The organism is Streptomyces sp. NPDC048623 (assembly GCF_040650755.1).
Classification (GTDB): domain Bacteria; phylum Actinomycetota; class Actinomycetes; order Streptomycetales; family Streptomycetaceae; genus Streptomyces.
Map to the genome: position 1 here is coordinate 152,911 of NZ_JBEZHV010000016.1, position 21,057 is coordinate 173,967.

Annotated in this window: 23 protein-coding genes and 2 pseudogenes; 8 read left to right on the forward strand and 17 right to left on the reverse strand. The window is 73.7% G+C overall.

The genetic code is table 11. The annotated features are described in order from the left end of the window. Positions 1–27: 27 nt before the first annotated feature. On the reverse strand, positions 28–1,386 hold the full coding sequence (locus AB0C73_RS23275) for an acyltransferase (RefSeq protein WP_362533240.1): 1,359 nt from the start codon (positions 1,384–1,386) through the stop codon (positions 28–30). Next, the gene (locus tag AB0C73_RS23280; RefSeq protein ID WP_362533242.1) at positions 1,379–2,407 is read right to left on the reverse strand and encodes an alpha/beta hydrolase; all 1,029 of its coding nucleotides are present in this window, start codon (positions 2,405–2,407) and stop codon (positions 1,379–1,381) included. The genes AB0C73_RS23275 and AB0C73_RS23280 overlap by 8 nt, the downstream gene beginning before the upstream one ends. A 318-nt stretch (positions 2,408–2,725) precedes the next feature. On the opposite strand from AB0C73_RS23280, the pseudogene AB0C73_RS23285 reads away from it, so the two are divergent. Beyond that, a pseudogene (locus tag AB0C73_RS23285) lies at positions 2,726–2,938 on the forward strand (DUF664 domain-containing protein); the annotation flags it as partial. Positions 2,939–3,007: 69 nt separating this feature from the next. Here AB0C73_RS23285 and AB0C73_RS23290 read toward each other — a convergent pair. From AB0C73_RS23290 to AB0C73_RS23320, 7 genes are all read right to left on the reverse strand, one after another. Beyond that, the gene (locus AB0C73_RS23290) at positions 3,008–3,535 is read right to left on the reverse strand and encodes a hypothetical protein (RefSeq protein WP_362533244.1); all 528 of its coding nucleotides are present in this window, start codon (positions 3,533–3,535) and stop codon (positions 3,008–3,010) included. Positions 3,536–3,583: 48 nt separating this feature from the next. Beyond that, complete coding sequence (locus AB0C73_RS23295) at positions 3,584–4,159, reverse strand: dihydrofolate reductase family protein (protein ID WP_362533247.1); 576 nt, start codon at positions 4,157–4,159, stop codon at positions 3,584–3,586. 74 nt (positions 4,160–4,233) lie between these two features. Then, complete coding sequence (locus tag AB0C73_RS23300) at positions 4,234–4,713, reverse strand: (2Fe-2S)-binding protein (protein WP_362533249.1); 480 nt, start codon at positions 4,711–4,713, stop codon at positions 4,234–4,236. A 79-nt stretch (positions 4,714–4,792) separates the two neighbouring features. Further along, positions 4,793–7,102 carry a molybdopterin cofactor-binding domain-containing protein gene (locus tag AB0C73_RS23305; protein WP_362533317.1) on the reverse strand — a complete coding sequence of 770 codons (2,310 nt, stop codon included), beginning with the start codon at positions 7,100–7,102 and terminating at the stop codon, positions 4,793–4,795. 491 nt (positions 7,103–7,593) lie between these two features. Next, complete coding sequence (locus AB0C73_RS23310; RefSeq protein WP_362533252.1) at positions 7,594–8,001, reverse strand: hypothetical protein; 408 nt, start codon at positions 7,999–8,001, stop codon at positions 7,594–7,596. A 133-nt stretch (positions 8,002–8,134) separates the two neighbouring features. After that, positions 8,135–8,440, reverse strand: a complete 306-nt coding sequence (locus AB0C73_RS23315) for a hypothetical protein (RefSeq protein ID WP_362533254.1) — start codon at positions 8,438–8,440, stop codon at positions 8,135–8,137. 67 nt (positions 8,441–8,507) lie between these two features. After that, positions 8,508–9,365 (reverse strand): methyltransferase domain-containing protein, encoded by an 858-nt coding sequence (locus AB0C73_RS23320; RefSeq protein WP_362533257.1) that lies wholly within the window; start codon positions 9,363–9,365, stop codon positions 8,508–8,510. Positions 9,366–9,489: 124 nt separating this feature from the next. On the opposite strand from AB0C73_RS23320, the gene AB0C73_RS23325 reads away from it, so the two are divergent. Together AB0C73_RS23325 and AB0C73_RS23330 are read left to right on the forward strand one after the other, a co-directional pair. Further along, the gene (locus AB0C73_RS23325; RefSeq protein ID WP_362533260.1) at positions 9,490–10,251 is read left to right on the forward strand and encodes a type 1 glutamine amidotransferase; all 762 of its coding nucleotides are present in this window, start codon (positions 9,490–9,492) and stop codon (positions 10,249–10,251) included. Between the two features lie 66 nt (positions 10,252–10,317). Further along, positions 10,318–10,764, forward strand: a complete 447-nt coding sequence (locus AB0C73_RS23330) for an OsmC family protein (protein WP_362533262.1) — start codon at positions 10,318–10,320, stop codon at positions 10,762–10,764. Positions 10,765–10,798: 34 nt separating this feature from the next. Here the strand turns inward: AB0C73_RS23330 and AB0C73_RS23335 are convergent, their stop codons facing one another. The 5 genes and pseudogenes from AB0C73_RS23335 to AB0C73_RS23355 all read right to left on the reverse strand — a co-directional run. Continuing rightward, complete coding sequence (locus tag AB0C73_RS23335) at positions 10,799–11,494, reverse strand: RraA family protein (RefSeq protein WP_362533265.1); 696 nt, start codon at positions 11,492–11,494, stop codon at positions 10,799–10,801. A 160-nt stretch (positions 11,495–11,654) separates the two neighbouring features. Further along, positions 11,655–12,869 (reverse strand): GNAT family N-acetyltransferase, encoded by a 1,215-nt coding sequence (locus tag AB0C73_RS23340; protein ID WP_362533268.1) that lies wholly within the window; start codon positions 12,867–12,869, stop codon positions 11,655–11,657. Between the two features lie 84 nt (positions 12,870–12,953). Further along, positions 12,954–13,640, reverse strand: coding sequence for a hypothetical protein (locus AB0C73_RS23345; RefSeq protein WP_362533329.1), 687 nt, complete (start codon positions 13,638–13,640; stop codon positions 12,954–12,956). Beyond that, the gene (locus tag AB0C73_RS23350; protein WP_362533271.1) at positions 13,565–14,071 is read right to left on the reverse strand and encodes a carboxylesterase family protein; all 507 of its coding nucleotides are present in this window, start codon (positions 14,069–14,071) and stop codon (positions 13,565–13,567) included. The genes AB0C73_RS23345 and AB0C73_RS23350 overlap by 76 nt, the downstream gene beginning before the upstream one ends. Continuing rightward, positions 14,037–14,381, reverse strand: a pseudogene (locus AB0C73_RS23355) (hypothetical protein); the annotation flags it as partial. The gene AB0C73_RS23350 and the pseudogene AB0C73_RS23355, both read right to left, overlap by 35 nt. Between AB0C73_RS23355 and AB0C73_RS23360 the strand changes: the two are divergent. Beyond that, positions 14,312–14,680 carry a hypothetical protein gene (locus tag AB0C73_RS23360; RefSeq protein ID WP_362533274.1) on the forward strand — a complete coding sequence of 123 codons (369 nt, stop codon included), beginning with the start codon at positions 14,312–14,314 and terminating at the stop codon, positions 14,678–14,680. The pseudogene AB0C73_RS23355 and the gene AB0C73_RS23360 sit on opposite strands and share 70 nt — an antisense overlap. On the opposite strand, the gene AB0C73_RS23365 is transcribed toward AB0C73_RS23360, so the two are convergent. Further along, on the reverse strand, positions 14,662–15,192 hold the full coding sequence (locus AB0C73_RS23365; protein ID WP_362533276.1) for a GNAT family N-acetyltransferase: 531 nt from the start codon (positions 15,190–15,192) through the stop codon (positions 14,662–14,664). The two genes, AB0C73_RS23360 and AB0C73_RS23365, sit on opposite strands and share 19 nt — an antisense overlap. 233 nt (positions 15,193–15,425) lie before the next feature. Between AB0C73_RS23365 and AB0C73_RS23370 the strand changes: the two genes are divergently transcribed. After that, positions 15,426–16,202, forward strand: a complete 777-nt coding sequence (locus tag AB0C73_RS23370) for an alpha/beta hydrolase (RefSeq protein ID WP_362533279.1) — start codon at positions 15,426–15,428, stop codon at positions 16,200–16,202. A gap of 85 nt (positions 16,203–16,287) precedes the next feature. Here AB0C73_RS23370 and AB0C73_RS23375 read toward each other — a convergent pair whose 3' ends face one another. Then, positions 16,288–17,574 (reverse strand): ROK family transcriptional regulator, encoded by a 1,287-nt coding sequence (locus tag AB0C73_RS23375; RefSeq protein WP_362533282.1) that lies wholly within the window; start codon positions 17,572–17,574, stop codon positions 16,288–16,290. Positions 17,575–17,876: 302 nt separating this feature from the next. Here AB0C73_RS23375 and AB0C73_RS23380 point away from each other — a divergent pair, with 302 nt between their 5' ends. Beyond that, positions 17,877–19,202: a sulfatase-like hydrolase/transferase gene (locus tag AB0C73_RS23380; protein ID WP_362533284.1), complete on the forward strand. Its 1,326-nt coding sequence runs from the start codon at positions 17,877–17,879 to the stop codon at positions 19,200–19,202. Between the two features lie 55 nt (positions 19,203–19,257). Here the strand turns inward: AB0C73_RS23380 and AB0C73_RS23385 are convergent, their stop codons facing one another. Further along, positions 19,258–19,635 carry a cupin domain-containing protein gene (locus tag AB0C73_RS23385; protein WP_362533286.1) on the reverse strand — a complete coding sequence of 126 codons (378 nt, stop codon included), beginning with the start codon at positions 19,633–19,635 and terminating at the stop codon, positions 19,258–19,260. Between the two features lie 299 nt (positions 19,636–19,934). On the opposite strand from AB0C73_RS23385, the gene AB0C73_RS23390 reads away from it, so the two are divergent. Beyond that, positions 19,935–20,345: a VOC family protein gene (locus AB0C73_RS23390; protein WP_362533320.1), complete on the forward strand. Its 411-nt coding sequence runs from the start codon at positions 19,935–19,937 to the stop codon at positions 20,343–20,345. 234 nt (positions 20,346–20,579) lie between these two features. Then, on the forward strand, positions 20,580–20,960 hold the full coding sequence (locus AB0C73_RS23395) for an SPW repeat protein (protein WP_362533289.1): 381 nt from the start codon (positions 20,580–20,582) through the stop codon (positions 20,958–20,960). The last annotated feature ends 97 nt before the right edge of the window (positions 20,961–21,057 follow it).

Below are 21,057 nucleotides of genomic sequence, written 5' to 3' on the forward strand. Positions count from 1 at the left end.
GTGGTCCCTCCCTCTTTCTTCCACAGCCTAGGCATGTCGTGCCTCCGTCCTGGTGTCGGGCCGTGCGTGCGGGGCGGCGGCCGTGCGGGGGGTGCCGATGTCTCGGCTGTTCCGTGGGGTGCCCTGTGGGGCGCTCCGTGGGGCGCTCCGTGAGGCGCTCCGTGAGGTGCTCCGCGGGGCGCCCCGTGGGGCGCGTTCGTACGCGTGGAAGACGGCGCAGCAGACGATCAGCGCGCCCGTGAAGAGCGGCAGCCAGGCGAACCGGGCGAGAACCCAGGCGTAGGTGTCGGGGACGGTGTGCAGTCCGGTGAGCGGCGGGCGGCCGACGAGGCCGGCGGCGAACAGGGCGCCGGCGGTGACGGCGATCATCGCGGTCTGGTGCCAGAGGAAGACGGTCATGGCACGCAGGTTGAGCAGGGCCACGACCGCCCAGGCGAGGGGGCGGCGCAGGGCGCGCCGGAGCGGACCGAGCAGCAGGACGGCCGCCCCGCACTGGGCGAGGCCGAAGGTGACGGCGGCGAGGGTGGGCGGGCTGAGATTGGAGACCGGGGCGCCGGGCACACCGACCATGGATCCGGGGTAGCCCGCGAAGGCGACCAGGAGGCCGGTGGCGGTGGCGCCGCCGAGCAGCAGCGTCCACGCGACGCCCGGCGGGGGCGCGCCGCGGCGGGCGAGGAGGACGCCGAGGGTGTACGGGACGAGCCACCCGGCCGGCAGATTCAGCCAGCCCAACAGGCCCAGCCAGTCGGGGCCGTCGGGGCCGCCGAGGCCGAAGCGGATCAGGTCGACGTGGAGGACGACGGCGAGCGGCCACAGCGGGTGGACGCGGGCGGCGAGCGGGGTGGCGGCGGTGAGGGCGGCGAGGACGAGGAGGAACCACAGTGGGGACAGGACCAGCCTCCCCAGGGTCCACACGGTCTCCCAGGGTACGCCGCAGCCGAACATGACGGCCGTCGCCGCGGCCCACACGGCGAGCAGCGGCACGACCGGGCGGAACAGTCGGCCGAGCCGGGTGGCGATCCACCGGCCGTGGCTCACGCCACGGGCCCGCGCGGCTGCGTGGCCGCGGGCGGCGACGTGACCGCCGACCAGGAAGAACACGGCGAGGGTCTGGAACACCCAGGAGACCGGCGTGAGTTCGGGCCGGTGCCCGAGCGGGCTCTCGACGCGCAGACTGCCGCTGTCGGCGACCAGGGCGGTGACGAGCCAGTGGCCGAGGACCACGCCGAGGATGGCGAGGGCGCGCAGCGCGTCGAGGGCGCGGTCGCGTCCGGGCGGGGTGGCGGCGTCGATACGGCGGGCGAGTGCGCGGGCACGCTCACGGGAGCGTCCGCGGGGGTGGCTGCGGGGGCGTGCGTGGGGGTGTACGCGGGAGTGTTCACGCATCGGCCGGCTCCCGGCCGTCGACGATCCGGGCCAGACTCCGCAGCGATACGGATCCGGGGGCGAGGTAGGCGCTGTGGCCGCCGTCGCCGGCAGGGAAGCGGCGCGCCCCGAAGGCCGGGGCCACCGGGTCGGTGCCGAAGCCGAGTTCGCTGCCCGCGCGGGTGAGGGACGGGAGCGGGACGCGGACGTGGGGCACGAGCGCGACCCCATCACCGGCGGCGCGGCCGGCCCACACGGTGGCGCGGGTGCGCAGGTCGGCGGCGGTGTCGTAGCCGGTGCCGGGGCTTCCGTAGAGGACGATCGCGGCTGCGGGCGAGCCCTGGGCGGCGCGGGCGCAGACGACGGAGCCGTAGGAGTGACAGAGCAGGGTGATACGGGCGCCGGGCCGGATGCGGTGCAGTTCGGCGACGGCGGTGCTGAGTGCGGGTGCGGCCTGGGCGGCGCGGCCGGGGGTCAGGGAGGCGGTGCTGCCGGTGGCGGGCGGGCGGTAGCCGAGCCAGGCGACGACGGCGGTGCGGCCGCCGCCGGTGTCCCGGTGCAGGGCGTCCTGGAGGGCGAGGGCGCCGGCACGGAAGCGTGCGTAGTGGTCGAGGCCGGTGTCGACGCCGGGGACGAGTACGGCGATCCGGTCGGCGCTCGCGAGGTCGCCGACGACCTCGGCGCTGCGGCCGCCGTCGCGCCCGTCGAAGGCGAGGAACCGGCGGCCCGGCTGCGCCATCGCGTGCAGCGCGGCGGCCCGGTGGTGGGCACCGTAGGCCTCGGCGGTCCGCTCGGCGGCCTGCAGGGCGGCGCGTTGGACGGCGTACCGGGCGTCGAGCCGCGCGGCGAGCTCGGCCGTGGTGCCGCCGGTCAGCGGCCGGGTGGGCGGGGGTATGGGGGCCGGCACCTCGGCGGGCCGGGCGGCGCCCGCGACCGGAAGGCCGACGGCGGCCGCGACGAGCGCGGCGAGGAAGCCGCGGCGGACGGGGTGGGTCCGGCGGGGGCGGGCGTCGCCGGGGGTCCGGGCGCGGGGCGGCGCCATGGCGGTTCCTTCCGTAGCGAGGGGGCGGGCGCGGAGCCCGTCGGCGGAATTTGTTCCGCTGCGAGAGGAAGTTATGAAGTGGGGCGTGTCGTCGGCGTCCCGCCAGGGAGCCAACCCTGGGGGTGGCTCTCAGGTATGACGGGTGATCGACCCTCGGCGCCAGCCTCCGTTCGGCCTGGACGTCCGGATCGTCCGTCACGAGCCCCTGGGGGACTGGCGGGAACGCCGCCGGGGCAGGGTCGGTCCATGACATGGACGGCGCCGCAGGTGAAGCGGGATCAGGAACTGGGCGATCTGCGCACCGTGGCCGAGCGCCGGATGCTGGAGGGCCGGCTGCGGTGGCACCGGGAGACGCTGCTCGCCAAGTGCGCCGGGCTCACGCCCGCCCAACTGACCCGCACGACGGTGGAGCCCTCGGACCTCGCCCTCCTCGGCCTGGTGCGGCACATGGCGGAGGTGGAACGGTGGTGGTTCCGGCGGAGCTTCGCGGGCGAGGACGTCGGCGCCGTCTTCACCGGCCCCTCGGACCGCGACGAGGGACTCTCCGGGGCCAGCCCGGCGCGCGGCCCGGCGCGCGCGGCCCCGCCCGCCCGCTTCGCGTCAGCGGTAGTCGTCGGGGTGGCCCTGCATCCAGGTGTTGATCTTGTCGCGGGTGCCGACCAGGAGGGTCTGGTGCTTCTTCAGGTTCTCGAAGGAGCTGTCCCCGCCGAGTTCGGCCTCCAGCTCGGCGATCAGCTCGATCGGCCGGGGGAAGTGCCCGGGCCCCTTGGGGTCGGCCTTCATCGCCCGGTCGAGGCGGAGGAGTTCGTCGTGCACCCGCCCCAGGAAGTACGCGCACCCGCTGGTCTCACACGAGTCGTTCAGCGTGGCCTGGAGCCCGGCGAAGGCGTCCCGCACCTTCTCCGGCGGCGGGGTGGGGTCCGGGTCGGCGGGCGGGGTGGTCTCGCCGGCCGCTGCCTCCGCGCTCGCCGCGGCCTCGGCCGCCTCCGCGGCGGACGTGGGCACCGTGGCGATCGCGTCGGAGGCGCCGGGCAGCGGCTCCGGCTTGTGCTCGGCGCTGCAGGACACGCAGAGCGCGGCCAGGGCCGCGAGGGCGACGGCGCCGCCCCGTATCGACGACTTGAACATCGCAGTTCCCCCCGTGATCGTGGAATCACCGGAGCCTACCCTGCCCAGCTATCGCTCGCCGCGGTCGCGCTCGTACCGCAGCAGCACCACCCCGCTCCCGAAGGTGCGCGTGCGGTCGAGGCGCAGGTCGGCGGTGGTGTCGGTGGGCGGGAAGAGCGGGGTGCCGCGGCCGATCAGGACCGGGTGGACGCAGATGTGGTAGGCGTCGATCAGGTCGAGTTCGCGGAAGGCGGTGCCGATCTCCGCGCCGCCGAGGCAGAGGTCGCCGTCGGTGGCGGCCGCGAGGGCGCGGACCTCGGCGGCGTCGACCCGGTTCACGACCGTGGTGTTCCAGTCGGCCCGCTCCAGCGTGGTGGAGTAGACGGTCTTGGGCTTCGAGCGCCAGATCCCGGCGAACTCCCTCATCACCGGGGGGTTCTCCGGGTCCTCGTCGGCGGTCGGCCAGAAGTCCGCCATCAGCATGTGGGTGCGCCGGCCGCTGATCAGCCGGCCCATGGCGGCGATCTCCCGGTTGAAGTACGTGTGCAGCTCCTCGTCGACCCGGTGCCAGGAGATGTCATGGCCGGGGCCCTCGATGTACCCGTCGAGCGAGATGGAGATGAACTGGACGATCTTTCCGGACACCGGCGGCTCTCCCCTGCGGTCGCGGAGGCTCCTGCTGTGGGAGGGCCGCCGGCGTGCCGGCGGGTGCGCACGGCTCACACCATGCGCCGGGCGCCCTCCTTGATGGCCTCACGGATACGGTTATAGGTGCCGCAGCGGCAGATGTTGCGGATCTGGTCGAGGTCGGCCTCGTCGATCTCGCGGCCGGCCTCGTGGGCGCGCCGGACGGCGGCGACGGCGGTCATGATCTGGCCGGGCTGGCAGTAGCCGCACTGGGCGACGTCGATGTCGAGCCAGGCCTCCTGCATGGGGTGCAGGTCCTTGCCGACGGTGCCGGGCAGTCCCTCGATGGTGGTGATCTCGTCGGTGTCCGCGAGGTCCTTCACGGGGACGGTGCAGGGCGTGACCGCGCGGCCGTTGAGGTGGCTCGTACAGGCGCGGCAGACTCCGACGCCGCAGCCGTACTTGGGTCCGGTGACGCCGAGGACGTCCCGGAGCACCCAGAGCAGCCGGACGTCGTCCTCGACCTCGGCGGTGACGGCCTTGCCGTTGAGGATGAAGGTGTGCTGGGGCACGGTGGCTCCGTAGTGAGTGGTGGGTCGTGAGTCGTGGGCCGTGGGTCGTGGGCCGTGGGCCGTGGGTCGTCGGTCTGCGTCAGAGGGTGCGGTCACGGCCGTCGGTGGGCGCGGCGGGGATCGGCGGGACGGTCGGTGTCGGGGTGAAGGGCAGCGGCGCCGTGTGGTTGAGCGGGAAGGTGGTCGGCATGGTGCCGGTGGCCCGTCCGTAGGCGCAGGCCACGGCGGCCGCGGAGGCCGCGACGGCCAGCTCGCCCGCGCCCCCGGGCATGTCGCCGGTGGACGGCATGACGACGATCCGCAGCTCGGGCGGGGTGTTCCACTGCCGGGTGTAGAAGTAGTTGTCCCAGCTGCTCTCCTGGAAGTGCCCGTCCTTGAGATGCAGTCCGGAGCTGAGCGTGATGGCGATGCCGTCGCTGATGCCGCCCATCATCTGGGCCTCCAGGCCGCGCGGGTTGACGGCGAGGCCGACGTCGACGGCGCACACGACCTTGGTGACGCGCGGTCCGGTGTACGCGTTCGGGATCTGGCGGCCGGTGGTCGCCGGGCGGCAGTCGATCTCGGCGAGGACGGCGACGACGGAGTGGTATTCGGGGTGGATCGCGATGCCCTGGGCGGTGCCGGGCTCCATCTTCCGTCCCCAGTCGCCCACTTCGGCGACCTTGTCGAGTACGGCGCGGGCTCGCTCGTCCTTGAGGAAGCGGCGGCGGAACGCGAGCGGGTCCAGGCCCATGCGCTCGGCGAGTTCGTCGACGACCAGTTCCTGGGCGGTGCGCACATTGGGCGAGTAGATGTTGCGCATGGAGCCGGTGTTGAAGCCGTGGTCGACCTCGCTGAGGAGCTGGGTGGTCACCCCGAAGTGGTAGGGGCTGGTCTGGGTGAGCTGGAACATCGTCTCGGAGAAGGTGAGGTTCGCGACCGGGAGTTTGGCCGCCTCCGAGGTGATGATCTCGCCGACGCCGTGTCCGAAGTCGGTGGCGACGGAGGTGTGCCGCTGCTCGTACGTGAGGACCTCGCCGAGCGCGTACGTGGCGCGCACCCGGGAGGTCGCCATCGGGTGCGTACGGCCCTGGCGGAAGTCGTCGGTGCGGTGCCACATCAGGCGCACCGGCTTGCCCATGGCCTTCGAGATCTCGGCGGCCTCGCCGGCGGCGTCGTGGAAGAGCTTGCGCCCGAACGAGCCGCCGCCCTCGGTGACATGGACCTTGACGGCGCTCACCGGCAGACCGAGCCGGCTCGCGATCTTCTCCTGTGCGACGATCGGCGACTTGAGGCTGGCCCAGATCTCGGCGGAGCCGGGGCGCACGTCGGCGACGGCGCAGTTGGTCTCCAGGGCGCCGTTGCTGGCGAAGGCGAAGGTGAAGCGGACGTCGACGGACTTGGTGAGCAGGTCGAGCGGCGGTACGACGAGGGGGAGTTCGGCGCGGTGCAGCTCGGCCAGGACGGTCGCGTCGGAGGCACCCTCGGCGGTGCCGGGGCCCCACGTGACCTTGAGGGCGCGGACGGCGTCGATGCACTGACCGAAGGTGCGGCCGCGGACGGCGACTCCGGTGGACACGACGGCGACGTCGGTGATGCCGGGCATGGCCGCGACCTCGGCGGCGTTCTCGACGGAGCGGACGGTGCCGTTGATCGTGGGCGGGCGGCAGACCATGGTCGGCAGGGCGCCGGGCACCTGCACGTCCATGGCGAACTTCTTCCGCCCGGTGACGGCGTCGAGCGCGTCGACGCGGCGCTGGGCGGTGCCGATCACCGCGAAGTCGCGGGAGTCCTTGAGCGTGACGGTGACTTGAGTGTCCGTCAGAGCTGCTGCCTTGACGGCGAGTTCGCCGTACGTGAGGCGTACTCCGGTGGCGGAGGTGATGACGCCCGCCTTGGCGGTGAGGGTCGAGACGGCCTCGCCGAGTTCGAGAGCGGCGGCGCTCAGCAGCCTGCCGCGGGCGACGGCGGCGGCGACGCGGACGGGGGTGAAGGTGGAGACGGTGGTGTTCGAGCCGCCGGTGAGCTGGTTGAAGAGCAGCTCGGGGCGCGCGTCGGCGAGCGTGACCCTGATCCGGTCCAGGGGCAGGTCCAGCTCCTCGGCGATGATCATCGCGGTGGAGGTGGTGATGCCCTGCCCGACCTCGGCGCGGGGCAGCGCGAAATGCGCGGTGCCGTCCGCTTCGAGCCGGATGGTGATGAGGTTCGCCGTGGGCAGCGCGGCCGTCGTGAGCAGGTCGTTGAGGTCCATGATCTCGGCGGGCCCGGGCAGCGAGGGGATGACGGCGGGCAGCGCCTCGGGCACGGCGGCGGCCGCGGGCGTGGGCGCGAGGGCCTCGGCCCCGATCCGCGCGGCGACGGTCAGCGTCGGCGCCGCCAGTACGTACCCGAGGAATCTGCGGCGGGCCATGCCGGCGGATCCGGCGGATGGCGGCGGGGCGTCCTGTTCGGGCTGCGCGGAGGGGTCCTGCTCTGCCATGAGGGACGACCTTTCGGGGTGGGCGTGCGGGCCGGGCGGGGACCGGGGGGCGTGCCGGGACGGGGCGTGCGGGTGGCCTGACGGCCGTCAGGTCGTACGACCTGGTCGATCATCACCCGTTCGGCCGCCCGACGGGACCGGAACCGCGCAGCTTTCACGGCGGGAGCGCGAGGCCCACACGTACGGGGTGGGTGGGAACTGGCCAAGGCCGGCCGCACGCAGAGCCCTGACGCGGGCCTTGCCCGGGCGGCGGATGCGGTACGACCCAGCGGGGCCGCACACCAGCGGGCCGGCGCCCCGATGGCAGGGCGCGGCTGCCGGGTGCTCACCCCGACGCCCGGGCGGCACCGCGTGAACGCCGCGCCCCCTCCGTACGGCCCCTCCCCCGAGCCCCCTCGACCGTCCGGTCCGAACCGCTGCGCTCAGCCCGCCGTCGCCCGGGCCTCCGGCTCGTCCGTGCCGCCCCCACCGACGCCGGGCCGGACCTCGGCCGGCACACCCGCCGCCCGCAGCCTCCGCGCCAGCCGCTCCGCCTCCGGCCGCGTACCGGTCCAGCCGCCCTCCCCGACCCGCCGGGCCGTGTCCCGGGCCTCCGCCAGGGACAGCCCGAGCGCGGCCCGCAGCACCCGCATGACCACCACTCCCGAATCCCGCGTGCCGCTCAAGTGGAGTTCGGCGAGGCCGTGTTCGGCGAGGATCTGAGCCCGCCGTTCGGGCGGCGGCGGGCCGTGGTCGCACACGGCGACGGCGTATCCGCAGGCGGCGCAGGACGATTCCACGTCCCAGCGCAACCGGTCGTGCAGCAGCGACTGGGTCCCCTGGCTCAGCATCCGCGCTGCGCATCCGGGGCACGCCTCCCCGTACGCGACGGACGCGCACGCCACCGGCTCCATCCCCACCGCCTCGTGCCCCCTGCCCCGGTCCACGTCGGGCCACTGTGCCAAGCCCCGGGGTCCCCGGGGTTCACCGGCACCCGCTCACCGGCTTCCCGACGCGCCTCAGCGGGGCAGCCTGGTCCCAGGCACCGCGCGCCCGTGCCGCGGCCCGGCCGCGCGAGACGCGCAGTTGGGTGCGGGAGATCTTGGCCCGCTGGCCGCCGCCGGCGATGAGCGCGTTCACGGACACCATCGGGTCGCCGCCCATCGAGCGGGCCAGCAGCGCGCCGACCACGACCGGCAGCAGCGCGACGGCCAGGGCGGAACCGGTCGCGGTGGCCGTGGCGGTGACGGTGCGGAGGGGGCGGGGGCGCGGGGCGGCGTCGTCGGTCATGGGAACAGTTCATCAGCGGCCCCGTCGCCGCGTCATCGGACGCCGTACTCAATCCACCGCACCCCGACTACTCAGCCCGCGTACTCAGATGCGCCGCGCAGATGCGCCGCGCCAGCACCGTGACCAGCGTGAACGAGGCGTGGAACGGACTCTTCGCGAGGCCCTCGAACCAGCGCCGGCCACGTTCCGCCTCCACATACCCGGCGGCGACCGCTCTGCGGAGGTTGCGACCGAGGCCGAGTGTGTAGTCGGCGACCGCGGCGTCGCGAAAGACCGGTGTCGTGGCGCACACCGTCTCGACGGTGAAACCGGCCCGCTCGGCGAGCCGCCCGAGCGAACGGCCGATCGTCGCGTTGCGGACCGCCTCGGTGACGGTGTAGCGGGTGAAGGCCCGGCTGGTGTCCAGGTCGTCCGAGTCGACGACGAGGGTGTCCCAGTCGGGTTCGACGAGGCCGACCAGACCGCCCGGCGCGGTCGCCGCGTGCAGCCGGGCGAGGACGGCGGCCGGATCGGGCACGTGCATCAGAACGCGGTCGGCCTTGGCGCGGTCCAGCGAACCGTCCGCCAGGGGGAGGGCGTTGAGATCGCCTTCCCGCAGCTCGACCTGTGGCAGTCCGGCGGTGCGCCGTCGCGCCTCGGCCGGCATCGCCGGGTCGCGGTCGATGCCGATGACCGCCCCCGCCGGACCGACGCGCGCGGCGAGCGCGGGCAGATCGGTGCCGGGGCCGCACCCCGCGTCGAGCGCCGTCTGCCCGGCACGGACGTCGAGCAACCCGAGGAGTTGCTCCTTGTACGCCTTCCCCGCCTCCATGGCCGCGGTGCGCAGCATGTAGGCGCCCGGCTCCGGCCGTTCCACGCCCAGGTCGCCCGCCCTGCCCGCCCTGCCCGCCACTTCCGCCGCCGTCCGCTCGTCCCGCATGCTCATCAGGTCAGTCGATCACCGGTCCGGGCGACCGCCAAGTCCTCGGAACCGGCCACCCCGAGACGATGATGGAGGCGCGACGACGGTGACGGACCCCACGAATCCCACGAACCCCGCCACACTCCCCGTGCTGGTCGTTCAGCACGAGGACGGCGCCGGGCCCGGTCTGGTCGGCGAACGGCTGCGGGCGGCCGGGCTCGACGTCCGGACCGTGCACCCCTGGCGCGGGGAGGAACTGCCCAGGTCCCTCGACGGCTGGGCGGGGCTGCTGGTCCTGGGTGGCTCGGCGAACTGCGAGGACGACACCGCCGCACCGTGGCTGCCCCGGGTCAGGGCGCTGATACACGAGGCCGTCACGGCCCCGGCAGCGGTGCCGGTGCTCGGCATCTGTCTGGGCGGCCAGATCATGGCGCACGCGCTCGGCGGCCGGGTGGTCCGCCGTCCACAGGGCCCCGAGCTCGGTGCCGTACCGCTGCGCCGGCTGCCCGCCGTGGACGGCGACCCGGTGCTCGGTGCGGTGCCGGAGGGCGCGCTCGCCGCGCAGTGGCACTGGGACGAGGTCGGGGAGCTGCCGCCCGGGGCGGTGCCGCTGCTCGCCGGCGACGACTGCCCGTTCCAGGCCTTCCGGATCGGCCCGCGCGCCTGGGGCGTGCAGTTCCATCCGGAGGTCCTGACCGGCACGATCGCGTTCTGGGCCGCCGCCGACGACGTGCACGTGCGGGCCGCCGGGATCGATCCGGCGGCCGTCGTCGGTTCGGTACGCGATGTGGAGCCGCGGCTGCGGGAGGTGTGGGGCGCGGTGGCGGAGGCATGGGGGGCCGTGGTGCGGGAGGCCGTCGTACGGCGGCACGCGCGCGTGCCCGTAGCGGCGCCGCCCGGCGGGGAGTGATGGGATGGGCCGGGGCACGCGCATGACTGCGTGCCACGCCCCCCGCAGTGAGGAGAGTTCGCCACCATGGCCGACGAGTACCGGATCGAGACCGTCCGCACCGGCTACCGCACCTGGACCGCCCGCAACGACCGGGGTGCGGAGGTACGCATCGCCGCGGCCGACGACGCGGACGCGCAGCCGTCGTTCACTCCCGTCGAGCTGCTGCTCGCGGCGACGGGCGGCTGCGGCGGTCTGGTCATCGACCGTACGGCGCGGGCCGTCGACCATGACGACCTGCGGATCGTGGTGGAGGGCGTGGCCGGTCCGGAGGACGACGGGCGGGTGGGCCGGATCCGGGTGAGTTACGAGTTCGAGCTGCCCGGCAACAACCCTCGGGCGGCCGAGGTGTTCGCCCGGGGTGTGCGTCTCACCCACGAGAAGTACTGCACCGTGAGCCGCACGGTCGAGCACGGCGCGGAGGTCGAGGCGGTGCTGCCGGACGGGTCGGTCGGCTTCCGGGCGGGTGGCTGACAGCGAGGAGCGGGCGGTGTGCAGGGCGCGCCGCTCACTCCTCGATGGCGCCGCCGATCCGGCGCAGATGCTGTCGGAAGGTGTACGAGGGGTCCTGAGCGCGCTGCTCCAGGTACTCGGCGAAACGGGTCTGGTCGCGAAGGGTCTCCCCTGCCCTGATCCGCAGGGATTGATTCCGCTCGGTGCGGAAGATATCCCCGGCGGTGCCCAGCACGGCGTCGACCCGGTCGCCCGGCACGAACAGGACCCCGTCGTCGTCCGCGAACACCACGTCGGCGGCGTCGACCGTGTGCTCGCCGACCCGGGCACTGCGCAGCGCCTCCGGCCCGCGCGGGTCGAGCCGTACCGGACCGGGGGCGTACGCCCCGTACGAGAAGACCGGCAGCCCGATCTCCACCAGTTCGGGCGTGTCCCGGTGCAGTCCCCAGACCACGACCCCCGCGAGGCCGGCGGCCTCCGCCTCCAGGACGACGAGGTCCCCGATGCAGGCCTCGTCCCTGCGTCCCTCGTTGTCGATGACGAGGACGTCGCCGGGCCGTGCGTGGGTGGTGTACGCCTCCAGGAACACATCCGCGCTGCCGTAGTGCCGTACGGGCAGCACCCGCCCGGCGACCCGCCACCCGGGCACCACGGGAACGACCCCGGCGGGCGCGGCCCGCAACGGCACCCCGAGCCGTACGCAGGCGTCGGCGACGAGGGGCGTGGACAGCTCGGCGAACCGCTTCGGCATGGCCGTTCCTTCCGGAGGGGCTGGGCAGGTGGGCGGACGGGCAGGGTGGGTGATGATATCGGCGGCGAGCCGGCGGCCGGGCGTGATTTCCTGCCCGGATGACGCCTGATCGTCCGCTGCTACGCGGCGCCTCAGCTGCGCGTGGCTCAGCTCAGAACCGTCAGAACCAGTGGAGGCAGTGCGGGTTCCGGTCCGAGCGGAAGAGGGTGTCCGCGCGGAAGGCCGCCGTCGGGTGGTGGGCGCGGATGTGGCCGGCGCGGACAAGGGTGCTGGGCGCGGTGCCGCCGAGGTAGATCGAGCCGAGGTCGCTGATGTCCAGGGACAGGTCCGGCGTGCGGTCGGTCGGTACGCAGTCGGGCTTGCCGTCGCGGACGGTCAGCAGATAGCGGCCGTGTTCACCGAGGAAGGGATCGTCGACGTCCAGGACGAGCTCGCCGTCCGCGAACCAGCCGCGCGCCGTCAGCGCGCGGGGGATGTCGAGCAGCCGCGCCCACAGCCAGTCCCCGTCGCCCGCGACCTCCCCGGCGCGGAAGTCCTCGAACTGCCAGCGCAGCGGGTGGTCCGGCGGCACGTGCTTGAACGCGACCTCGGTGAACAGGTCGTGGTCGAGGAGGTAGCGGGCCAGGGCCGTGAAGACGGCGTCGTCGGCGGTGATGACCTCGTCGACCTTCAGGGTGCCCGACTCGCGGGGCGCGTAGCTGGCGTATCCGTCGGGCACACCGTCCGCGTCACGGTGCAGCGCGACGTAACGCGGTGCCGGTGAGATCGGCGGCTGCCCGGCCGCCCGCTCCCACCAGCGGTGCGGCCGGGACAGCGCGCCCGGCTGCGCGCGGCGGTAGCGGTCGTACACCTCTTCCAGGATGCCGGCGCACTCGGAGCTCTTGAGCAGCTCGACGGTGCCCGTGTCCGCCGCGCCGCCAGCCCGGGGCGTCGCGAAGGCGGCCTGGTGACGCGGCACGGTCAGGCGTGCGGTGTACGTCGCCGGTCCGTAGCCGAACCGGCGGTAGATCAGCGCCTCGGAGGCGAGCAGCACGGAGAGGAACTCGCCGCGCTCGCGCACCTCGGTGAGCTGATGCCGCATCATCGCGCTGAGCACGCCGCGCCGTCGGTGCGTGGGCAGGACGCCGACACAGGTCACTCCGGCGACCGGTGCGAGGACCTGGCCGGGGAGGGTGAGTTCGAAGGAGTACGCGGCGGCGGTCCCGACGGCCCGCCCGTCCTCTGCCTCGGCGAGCACCCCCCGGTCCATCTCCAGCGCCGCCCACCACACCCCGCGCCCGCCCTCGCCCGCGGTCTCCGGGAAGCGCCCGAAGGCGCCGTGGAGGGTGTCGACGAAGACGTCGAAGTCCTGGTCGGTCGTTGAACGGATCTGCATGGGTGCCGCTGCCTCCCGGTGAGCCGGCGCCACGACGTCGTGGCGCCCCGCGACAGTGCAGCGCCCAACTCCGGCCAGGTCAATTCATTTTGAACCCAGCCAGATTCCGCGGACCGCCGCCAGCGGGTCCCGTTCCGTGCGCGGGGTCGTGTCCCAGATCTTCGTCGTACGGGCGTCCGCCGTGTACGCGGGCCAGTCCGGGCCCGGGTCCTGGTGCGTGACGAAGGCGACCCAGGCGCGGTGGACGGCGGTGGCGAGGGCGCGGGGCGGGGTCGGTCCGGCGGCGTCCTCGACGCCTTCCGCGTCGAGGAGGTCGAAGGCGAAGGGGAGGTCGGTGAGGGCCTGGCCGAAGTGGCCGGCCGGGTCCGTGTTCGTGTACGTCTCCGCGAAGGCGGCCGCGCGGTCGCCGGTGAGCCCGAGGCCGCCGAGCAGCACCGACACCGGCAGCGGCCGGCCGTCCGGCCCCGCGGCGGGGGTGGGTGTGGGTGCGGGGATCAGGTTGAACTCGTGCGCGGTGAAGCCCAGCATCAGCGGGACCCCGGCGCCCGCGTCACCGGTCGTGAGAGCGTCGAGGACGGGGTCGGGGATCAACTCGCCGTCCGCGAAGGGCACGAGGGACAGCATCGGCGGCAGGCCCTCGCGGTCCGGCCCCGGCTCGGCGAGCCGGTCCTGGAGGTCGAGGAGGCCGTCGTCGCTCAGCTCCCGGAGCGCGGCGGCCGTGGCCGGCAGCCCGGTCCGCGCGGTGAAGAGCCGCGAGACCGCCCGTGCCACCTCCGGCCCGTCGGCCGCATGACCGCGCCCGAGACGGAAAGGGCACCGCGGAAGAGACCGCGGGCCGACGGCACGGCGAGCAGTGTCTGTACGGCGCCGCCGCCCGCCGACTGCCCGGCGATCGTCACCTTGGCGGGGTCGCCGCCGAAGCGGGCGATGTTGTCGCGCACCCATTCCAGGGCCGCGACCCAGTCCCGTACGCCCCGGTTGTCGGGCGCGTCGTCCAGGTGCAGGAAGCCCTCGATGCCGAGGCGGTACCCGAGCGAGACGAGTACGACGCCGTCGCGGTTGAAGGCCGTGCCGTCGTACCAGGGGCTGGCCGCCGAGCCCGCGACGTAGCGGCTCGGGCGCGGCGAAGCGCAGGGGGCCGACGGGCGGCTTGGCGTACGGGATGCCGAGGAAGCGGCGGCTTCCGTCGGCCCGCCGCTCACCGCGGACTTGACCGAGGGTCGTGGTCACGACGGGAGCGTCCACGGGGGTCTCCAGGGACAAGGTGCGCCTTCCTGCCCTGGCCGGTGCGGCGGCCGCGTGCTCGATGCTGCGGGGTGGGTGACGTAGTGAATTTGCACGTGTCACCACCGAGCGGCCAAGGCCCCATGACGTCACGTGGAGCACCCATCGGCGGTCGCCGGTTCGGCGCGGCCACCCCGGGGAAGGGAGGCGGTGTGAACATGAGCCCCGATGCCGCCGTCGGCACCCTCGTCGTCGCGACCGGCGCCGTCCTCGTCGCGATCGGCGCATGCTGGCGGGGGCGCGCGGTGCGACCGCTCGCGCCCCGGCGTGCGCGGGCCCTCGCCTGGCAGGCGTACACGCGGGCGCTCACCCGCTCCGCCGAGCTGGCCATCGTCACCGCGCGGGACGCGGCGGGGCGCGGCGAACCGGCGATCGTGACGGTCGAGGACGTCGTACGGCTCGCGGACGAGCGTTTCGGTTACGACGACGTGGTCCGGGAGGACGCCGCCGCGGCTCTGCGGCTCGCGTATGAGCGCGCCGGCTGCGTGGCGGACTGCGTCACCGACGCCTACAGCTCGATCCAGTAGCGCCGCTTCAGGCCGAGCTCGGTCTCACGGACGTCCTCCAGGACTCCCCCGTTGCGCTCGATGGTCCGGGCGGAGGGGGTGTTGCCGTCGCTGCAGGTGAGCAGCACCCGGTCGAGCCCGAAGACGCGGGCCTCGGCGAGGACGGCGCCGAGCGCCCAGGTCGCCAGGCCGCGACGGCGGGCGGAGGGGCGCACGTTGTAGCCGATGTGGCCGCCGGCGCGGAGGAGGAAGTCGTTGAGCTCGTGGCGCAGGTCGATCGCACCGAGGTACGTGTCGCCCTCGACGATCCACCAGTGGGTGGCGTGCACCCGGCCCTCGGGCAGGGGCCGGGTGTGGTCGGACTGCTCGCGCAGCAGCCGGACCCAGGCGGCGAAGTCCTCGGGCGCGGCAAGCCCCGGCTCGGGCGCGAGCCACAGGCCGCCGCCGTCCTGGTGGTCACCGGGCTCCAACTCGGCGCCTGCCTCGAGCCACGAGGCGTGGAGTCGGGGCGTGGGGGTGATCAGCTGCGGCATGCGGCGACGATAACAGGCCTGCGGGAAACGTGAGTTCGCGCCAGGGCGGCGGTGCCGGGAAACCCGGTTGGCGGGTCGTGACGGTCACTGCTACGTTTCCGGAGGCCGTGCAGCAGAACGAGGAGGTGGTACCCGTGAACACAGTATCGACATGGGTGCTCCCCTCAGGGGTCACGGTCGGGCGATAGGTCGTCCGGGAGCGCCGTTCATGTGCACTCCCGAAAGGCACGACCATGCATTTCAATTCCGAACAGCGCCTCGACGGCGGCGTCCTCGAGCGCGAGTTCGTCCTCGGCGACATCCCCGGCATCCTCTGGACGCCCGCGGACGCGCCCACATCCACGACCACGACCGCATCCGCGACCGCGACCGCTCCGGCGCCGCTGATCCTGATCTGCCCTCCTCCGCTCGGGCTGCGCAAGATGTACCCCCGGCTCGCGGGGCGGGCCCGGTACTACGCGGCGGAGTACGGTTTCGCCGCGGCCACCATCGAGCTCCCCGGGAGCGGTGAGCGGCCCCGTTGGGACGCCGCCGAGCAGGCCCGCGCCGATCTGCGCCGGGCGATGGAGGCCGGCGAGCCGGTCGGCGACGAGATCGTCGACGCCCTCGTCCTCCCGCTGGTCGAGAAGGCGGTCCCGGAATGGCGGGCCGTCCTGGACGCCCTCCTCTCGCTGCCCGGGCTCGGCGGCCCGGTCGGGTACGAGGGGGGACTGATCTCCCTCGGCGTCCGCCTCGCGCTGGTCGAGCCGCGTATCGCGGCCGCCGGCCTCTTCGCCGGGAGTCTCGTACCCGCCGCGATGTTCGAGGAGGCCCGCCGGGTCACCATTCCGCTGCACGTCCTGCTGCAGTGGGACGACGAAGGGAACGACCGGCAGGCGTCCCTTGACCTGTTCGACGCCTTCGGCTCCGAGGAGAAGACGCTGCACGCCAACATGGGCGGACACACCGGCGTCCCGCGCTTCGAGCTCGAATCCGGGGCGAGGTTCTTCGCCCGGCACCTGACACGCTAGGCGCCGGCCATGACGCCGTCATCGAGGACGGGCCCCGGCCCTCCTCGGTGACGGCGACCGGGCGACGCACGCCCCCCCGTCCGCTCTACCGCCGGGCCGCCAGGTCTTCGAGGCTCTGCAGCGGGTTGCGGAAGAGAGGGCTGAGCAGCACGGTCCCCGCGGCGACGGGCATGGCGGCCGGGCCGGCGTGGGGGGTCACGATGCGTTCCGGGTCGTCGCAGACGTGGGAGAGGTCGACGGCGGCGCCCTGGATCTCCTCCAGGTAGCAGGGGTCGAGCAGGCTGGCGAGTTCGGTCACCACCACCAGGTCGGGGTTGAGGACGTCGAGCAGCAGGGCGATCGCCCGCCCCACGGCCCGGGCGCGTTCGCGCAGGAGACGGTCCGCGCGCCGGTCGCCGGTGGCGGCGGCGTCGACGACGAGGAAGGTGTCGGGTTCCGGGACGATGCCGCGGCGGTACGCGGCTTCGCCGAGCGCGCGGTTGGAGGCGGTGGCGGCCAGGCAGCCCGAACGCCCGCACGTACAGGGGGTGGTGGAGTCGGGTACGGGCAGGTGCGCGACCTCGCCGGCGGCGGAACCGGGGCCCTGGTGGACGACGCCCGCGATGCCGAGGGCGGCGTCGACGACGTTGCCGACGAAGAGATGGACCAGGCTGCGGCGGGCCTCGGGGCGGCCGAAGAGGATCTCTGACTGGGCGACGGCACGGGCGTGGTTGTCGACCCGGACGGTGGGTACGCCGAGGCAGCGGGCGAGTTCGGCGGCGAGGGGGCGGTGGGCCCAGCCGAGGGCGTCGTGCCGGACGACCCGGCCGCGGTCGGGGTCGACCCAGCCGCCCACGGCGGCGCCGATCCCCAATAAGGGGCGGTTGCCGAGGTGTTGGGCGAGGAAGGCGCGGAACTCGCGGGAGACCGAGGCGGGCAGGACGCGGGGGTCGGCGCCGGCGTGCGCGAGCCGGCGGCGGCCGACGAGCCGGCCGCGCAGGTCCACAAGTCCGAAGGAGGAGACGTCGACGCCGAAGTGGACACCGCCCGCGACAGGCCCGCCGACGCCACCGAGGTGGAGGTCGACGGGAATCTGCGGGCGGCCGGGGCCTGCGGTCTCGGCACGCTCGGGCAGCTCGCGGAGGAGTCCGTACCGGAGCAGGTCGGTGGCCTGCCGGGAGACGGCGGCGGGGCTGAGGCCGGAGTGCCGGGCGATGGCGCTGCGGGCCAGCGGGCCGTGGTCGAGCACGGTACGCAGGACGGTGGCCGCGTTGGTCTCGCGCCGGCAGTCGCCGGCGGGGCGAGGCCCGGGGACAGCCCCGGGGGCCGGGGCCGCGGCCGGCTCGCGGAGGTCGTCGGAGGGGGGTCGCGGGCCGCGGGAGGTGGGGCTCATCCATGCCTCGTCTCGGAAGGGGTGGCACCTGATTACAGCAGCCGCGGCACGCCGGCTCGATGCGCGTCGGCCAGGAAACCTCCGACGCCGAACTCACCACCGCCTCGTCCCAGGCCGCAGCAGCACACCCATCAACCCGAACGGCTGACCCGGCCCCGGCCCCGGCCGAGGGTCGGGGTCGGGCGCAGGGGCCGCGGGATCGGGTCCGGGTGACTTCGGCCGTTCTCCGCGAGCCCCCTGGCGCGGGCTTTACTTCCTCTGCGAAATTAATTGCGGACCGTCCCCGTCCCGAAGGGATCCGCATGCCGACGAGCCGGCCCGGCGTCAGCGTCATCGTGGTGCTCACCGATCAGCAGCGGTGGGACACCACGGGCACGCACGGCAACCCCGCCGGAGTCACCCCCGAGTTCGACCGGCTGGCGCGGGAGGGGACGCTGGTCGAGCAGGCGATCGCGCCGAATCCGGGGTGCGGGCCGGCGCGGGCGGCGTTGCAGACCGGGCGCTTTCCGACGGCGACCGGGGTGTACCGGAGCGGACTTCCGCTCGGAGCGGAAATACCCACGCTCGCCGGGGCGTTCGGCGCGGCGGGGTACGTCACGGGGTACATCGGCGCATGGCATCTGGCGGGCGCGGAGTACGCGGACGGACCGGTGCCGGTGGAGCGGCGTGGCGGGTACCAGCGGTGGCTGGCGTCGGAGCGGCCGGCGTTCGCCTCCGGCCCGTACCGGACGGTGCTGTACGACGAGGCGGGCGAGCCGGTACGGCTGCCCGGGGACCGGCCGGACGGGGCGGACCGGCCGGACCGGCCGGACGGGGCGGACCGGCCGGACCGGCCGGACGGGGCGGACGAGGCGGACCCGTCCGACGGGCTGATCGGCGCGGCGATCCGCTTCGTCGCCGACCACCACGACCGGCCGTTCCTGCTCTTCCTCTCGCTTCCGGAGTCACCTCACCAGCACGCCACCGCCGCCCGTGTCGAGCGGCTCGACGCGGGCGTACGGCGGTTGCGCGACCGGGTGCGCGGTCTGGGCATCGAGAACGACACGGTGTTCGTGTGGACCGCCGGCCACGGCGCGCCCGGGCGCTCGGCCCACGACGCCTCCGTACGCGTCCCGTTCGTGCTCACCGGTCCCGGGTTCCGGGGCGGCGGGCGTATCCGGCAGCCCGTGTCGACCGTCGATCTGATGCCGACGCTGCTCGACGCCGCCGGGATCGCGGTCCCTGCGGGCGTCCACGGGCGCTCGCTGCGCCCGCTGCTCGACGGGGGCACCGAACGCGACCGCCCCTTCTCGGTGTTCGTCCAGATCAGCGAGGGCGCGATCGGACGGGCGGTGCGCACGGACCGGTGGAAGTACGTGGTGACGGCGCCGGACGGCACGGATGTTCCGGACAGCCCGGACGCCTGGCGCGAAGGGTGCGCCGACCGCTACCGGGAGGCGGAGCTGTACGACCTGGCGGCCGATCCGTACGAGACGCGGAACCTGGCCGGACTCACCTCGCACCGTTGTGTGGCGGACGGGCTGCGCGACGCGCTCGGTGCGTGGCTGAAGGAGGTGGAGGGCGCCGCCCCGGTCATCGAGGCGGCCCCGCCCCGCGCTCCGGAGGGAGTGCGTTTCGGCCGCGCCTGACGCCTGCACCCCCCGGCGTCCGGCGCCGGATGCCGGACGCCGCGCGCCCGCCGGCTCAGGAGCCGGCCCCGGCCGCCGTCGCGTAGTCGACGAAACCGACCCAGTCGAGGACCACGCAGCGTTCCTCACCGAGCACCCAGGCGTCGTGGCCCGGCTGGATCTCGTAGAAGTTGCCGGGGGCCAGATCGACGGTCTCACCGTCGTTCATGACCACCGTCATCCGGCCACTGACCACGTAACCGACATGGTGCGCCTGGCAGCTGTCGGTGCCGGCGATCGGCTTCACGTGTTCGGACCACTTCCACCCCGGCTCGAACACGGCCCGGCCCACCGCCCCGCTGTCCGTGTTCAGCAGGTCCATCCTGCCCTTGCCGCCCTCGAAGGGACGGGTCTCGTCTGCGGAGTCGAAGCTCCTGGAAACGATTCCGGTCATCGTCGTCCGCCTCCCGGCGGTGGAAGGTGCGGGCCCCGAGTCCTCTTCCAGGCTACGCCGGGGCCCTCTCCCGCACCCGCCCGCGCCTTCCCGCGCCTTCCCTGTGGCCGGACAACGCCGTTGTCGCCACGCCGCGGACGGGGATACCTTGATCATATGACTGCCGGGTCGGCCGTGGGCCGTGATCGAGAGAGGCGCCCGGCCGTGGCATGAACGCCCCGGGCCGGTGGGCGCGGGGTCCGCCGCGGTCGTCCGTTCGCCCCTTGCGCGGGTACGCGCGCGAGGGACAGCAGAAGGACATCAGCGCGCACTCCGTGAAAGGACCCTTCGTGGCCGTCGAACTCAACCACACCATCGTCTACGCCCGTGACAAGCGGGCCTCCGCCGAGTTCCTCGCCGAGGTGCTCGGCCTGAGCGTCGGTGCGCCCTTCGGGCCGTTCCTGCCGGTGGACACCGGCAACCGCGTCACCCTCGACTACATCGACGCCGGTGACACCGCCATCACGCCCAGCCACTACGCGTTCCTCGTCCCCGACGAGGAGTTCGACACGATGATCGGACGCCTGGAGCGCATGCGGGTCACGTACTACGCCGACCCCCGCCACACCGAGCCCGGGCAGATCAACCGTCTCTTCGGTGGCAGGGGTGCCTACTTCGAGGATCCGGACGGGCACAACATGGAGATCATCACCCGCCCCTACTCCCGTTGAACTTTTGTTGAACGAAACGCCGGAATTGGAGATTCCACCCATATTTCGTGAAGGATTTCTGTGTGGATCCCTTATCGGGCAGATCTACACATAAAGGCCAGATAAGAGCACAATGAAACCGCGGCATCGACGCCGCAAGCGGCCAGACATGCGGAACGCCAGAAGGAGGCGAGTCACATGGCCGACGTCTCTCACCGTCCCGGTGATATCAGGGGACACCCCGACGCAGGAGAAATGCGCGAGCGTTACACGCGCGTGCTCCAGACCCGAGGTGTGGCGGCGGTCGAGGAACTGGTGATCCTCGCCGGTATCTACGCCGCGGTCTCCGCGTGGACGGTCCACTTCGCCGCCGCGAAGCCGGAGCTCGCCATCAGCAACCTGATCGTCGGCATCGCCCTCGCCGGTCTGGGCCTGTGCATGTCGATGGCTCCGGAGCGGTCCCAGGACCTCAACTTCGTGGTCCTCCTGCTCGGTGCATGGCTGATCGTCTCCCCGTGGGTGGTCGCCCGGGACCCGGGTACCGGTGCGATTCTCAGCAACGTCATCACCGGTGCGTGTGTCTGCCTGTTCGCCCTCACCGCGGGCGGACTGCTCATGAGCAAGAGAAGGACGTGATCCGTCGATCCTCTCGGCCGCAACCCCACGTGGCATCTCAAGTGCCCAACCACGTCAAGTTCAGGAGACACCACTCCAGTGGCAGTCAAGATCAAGC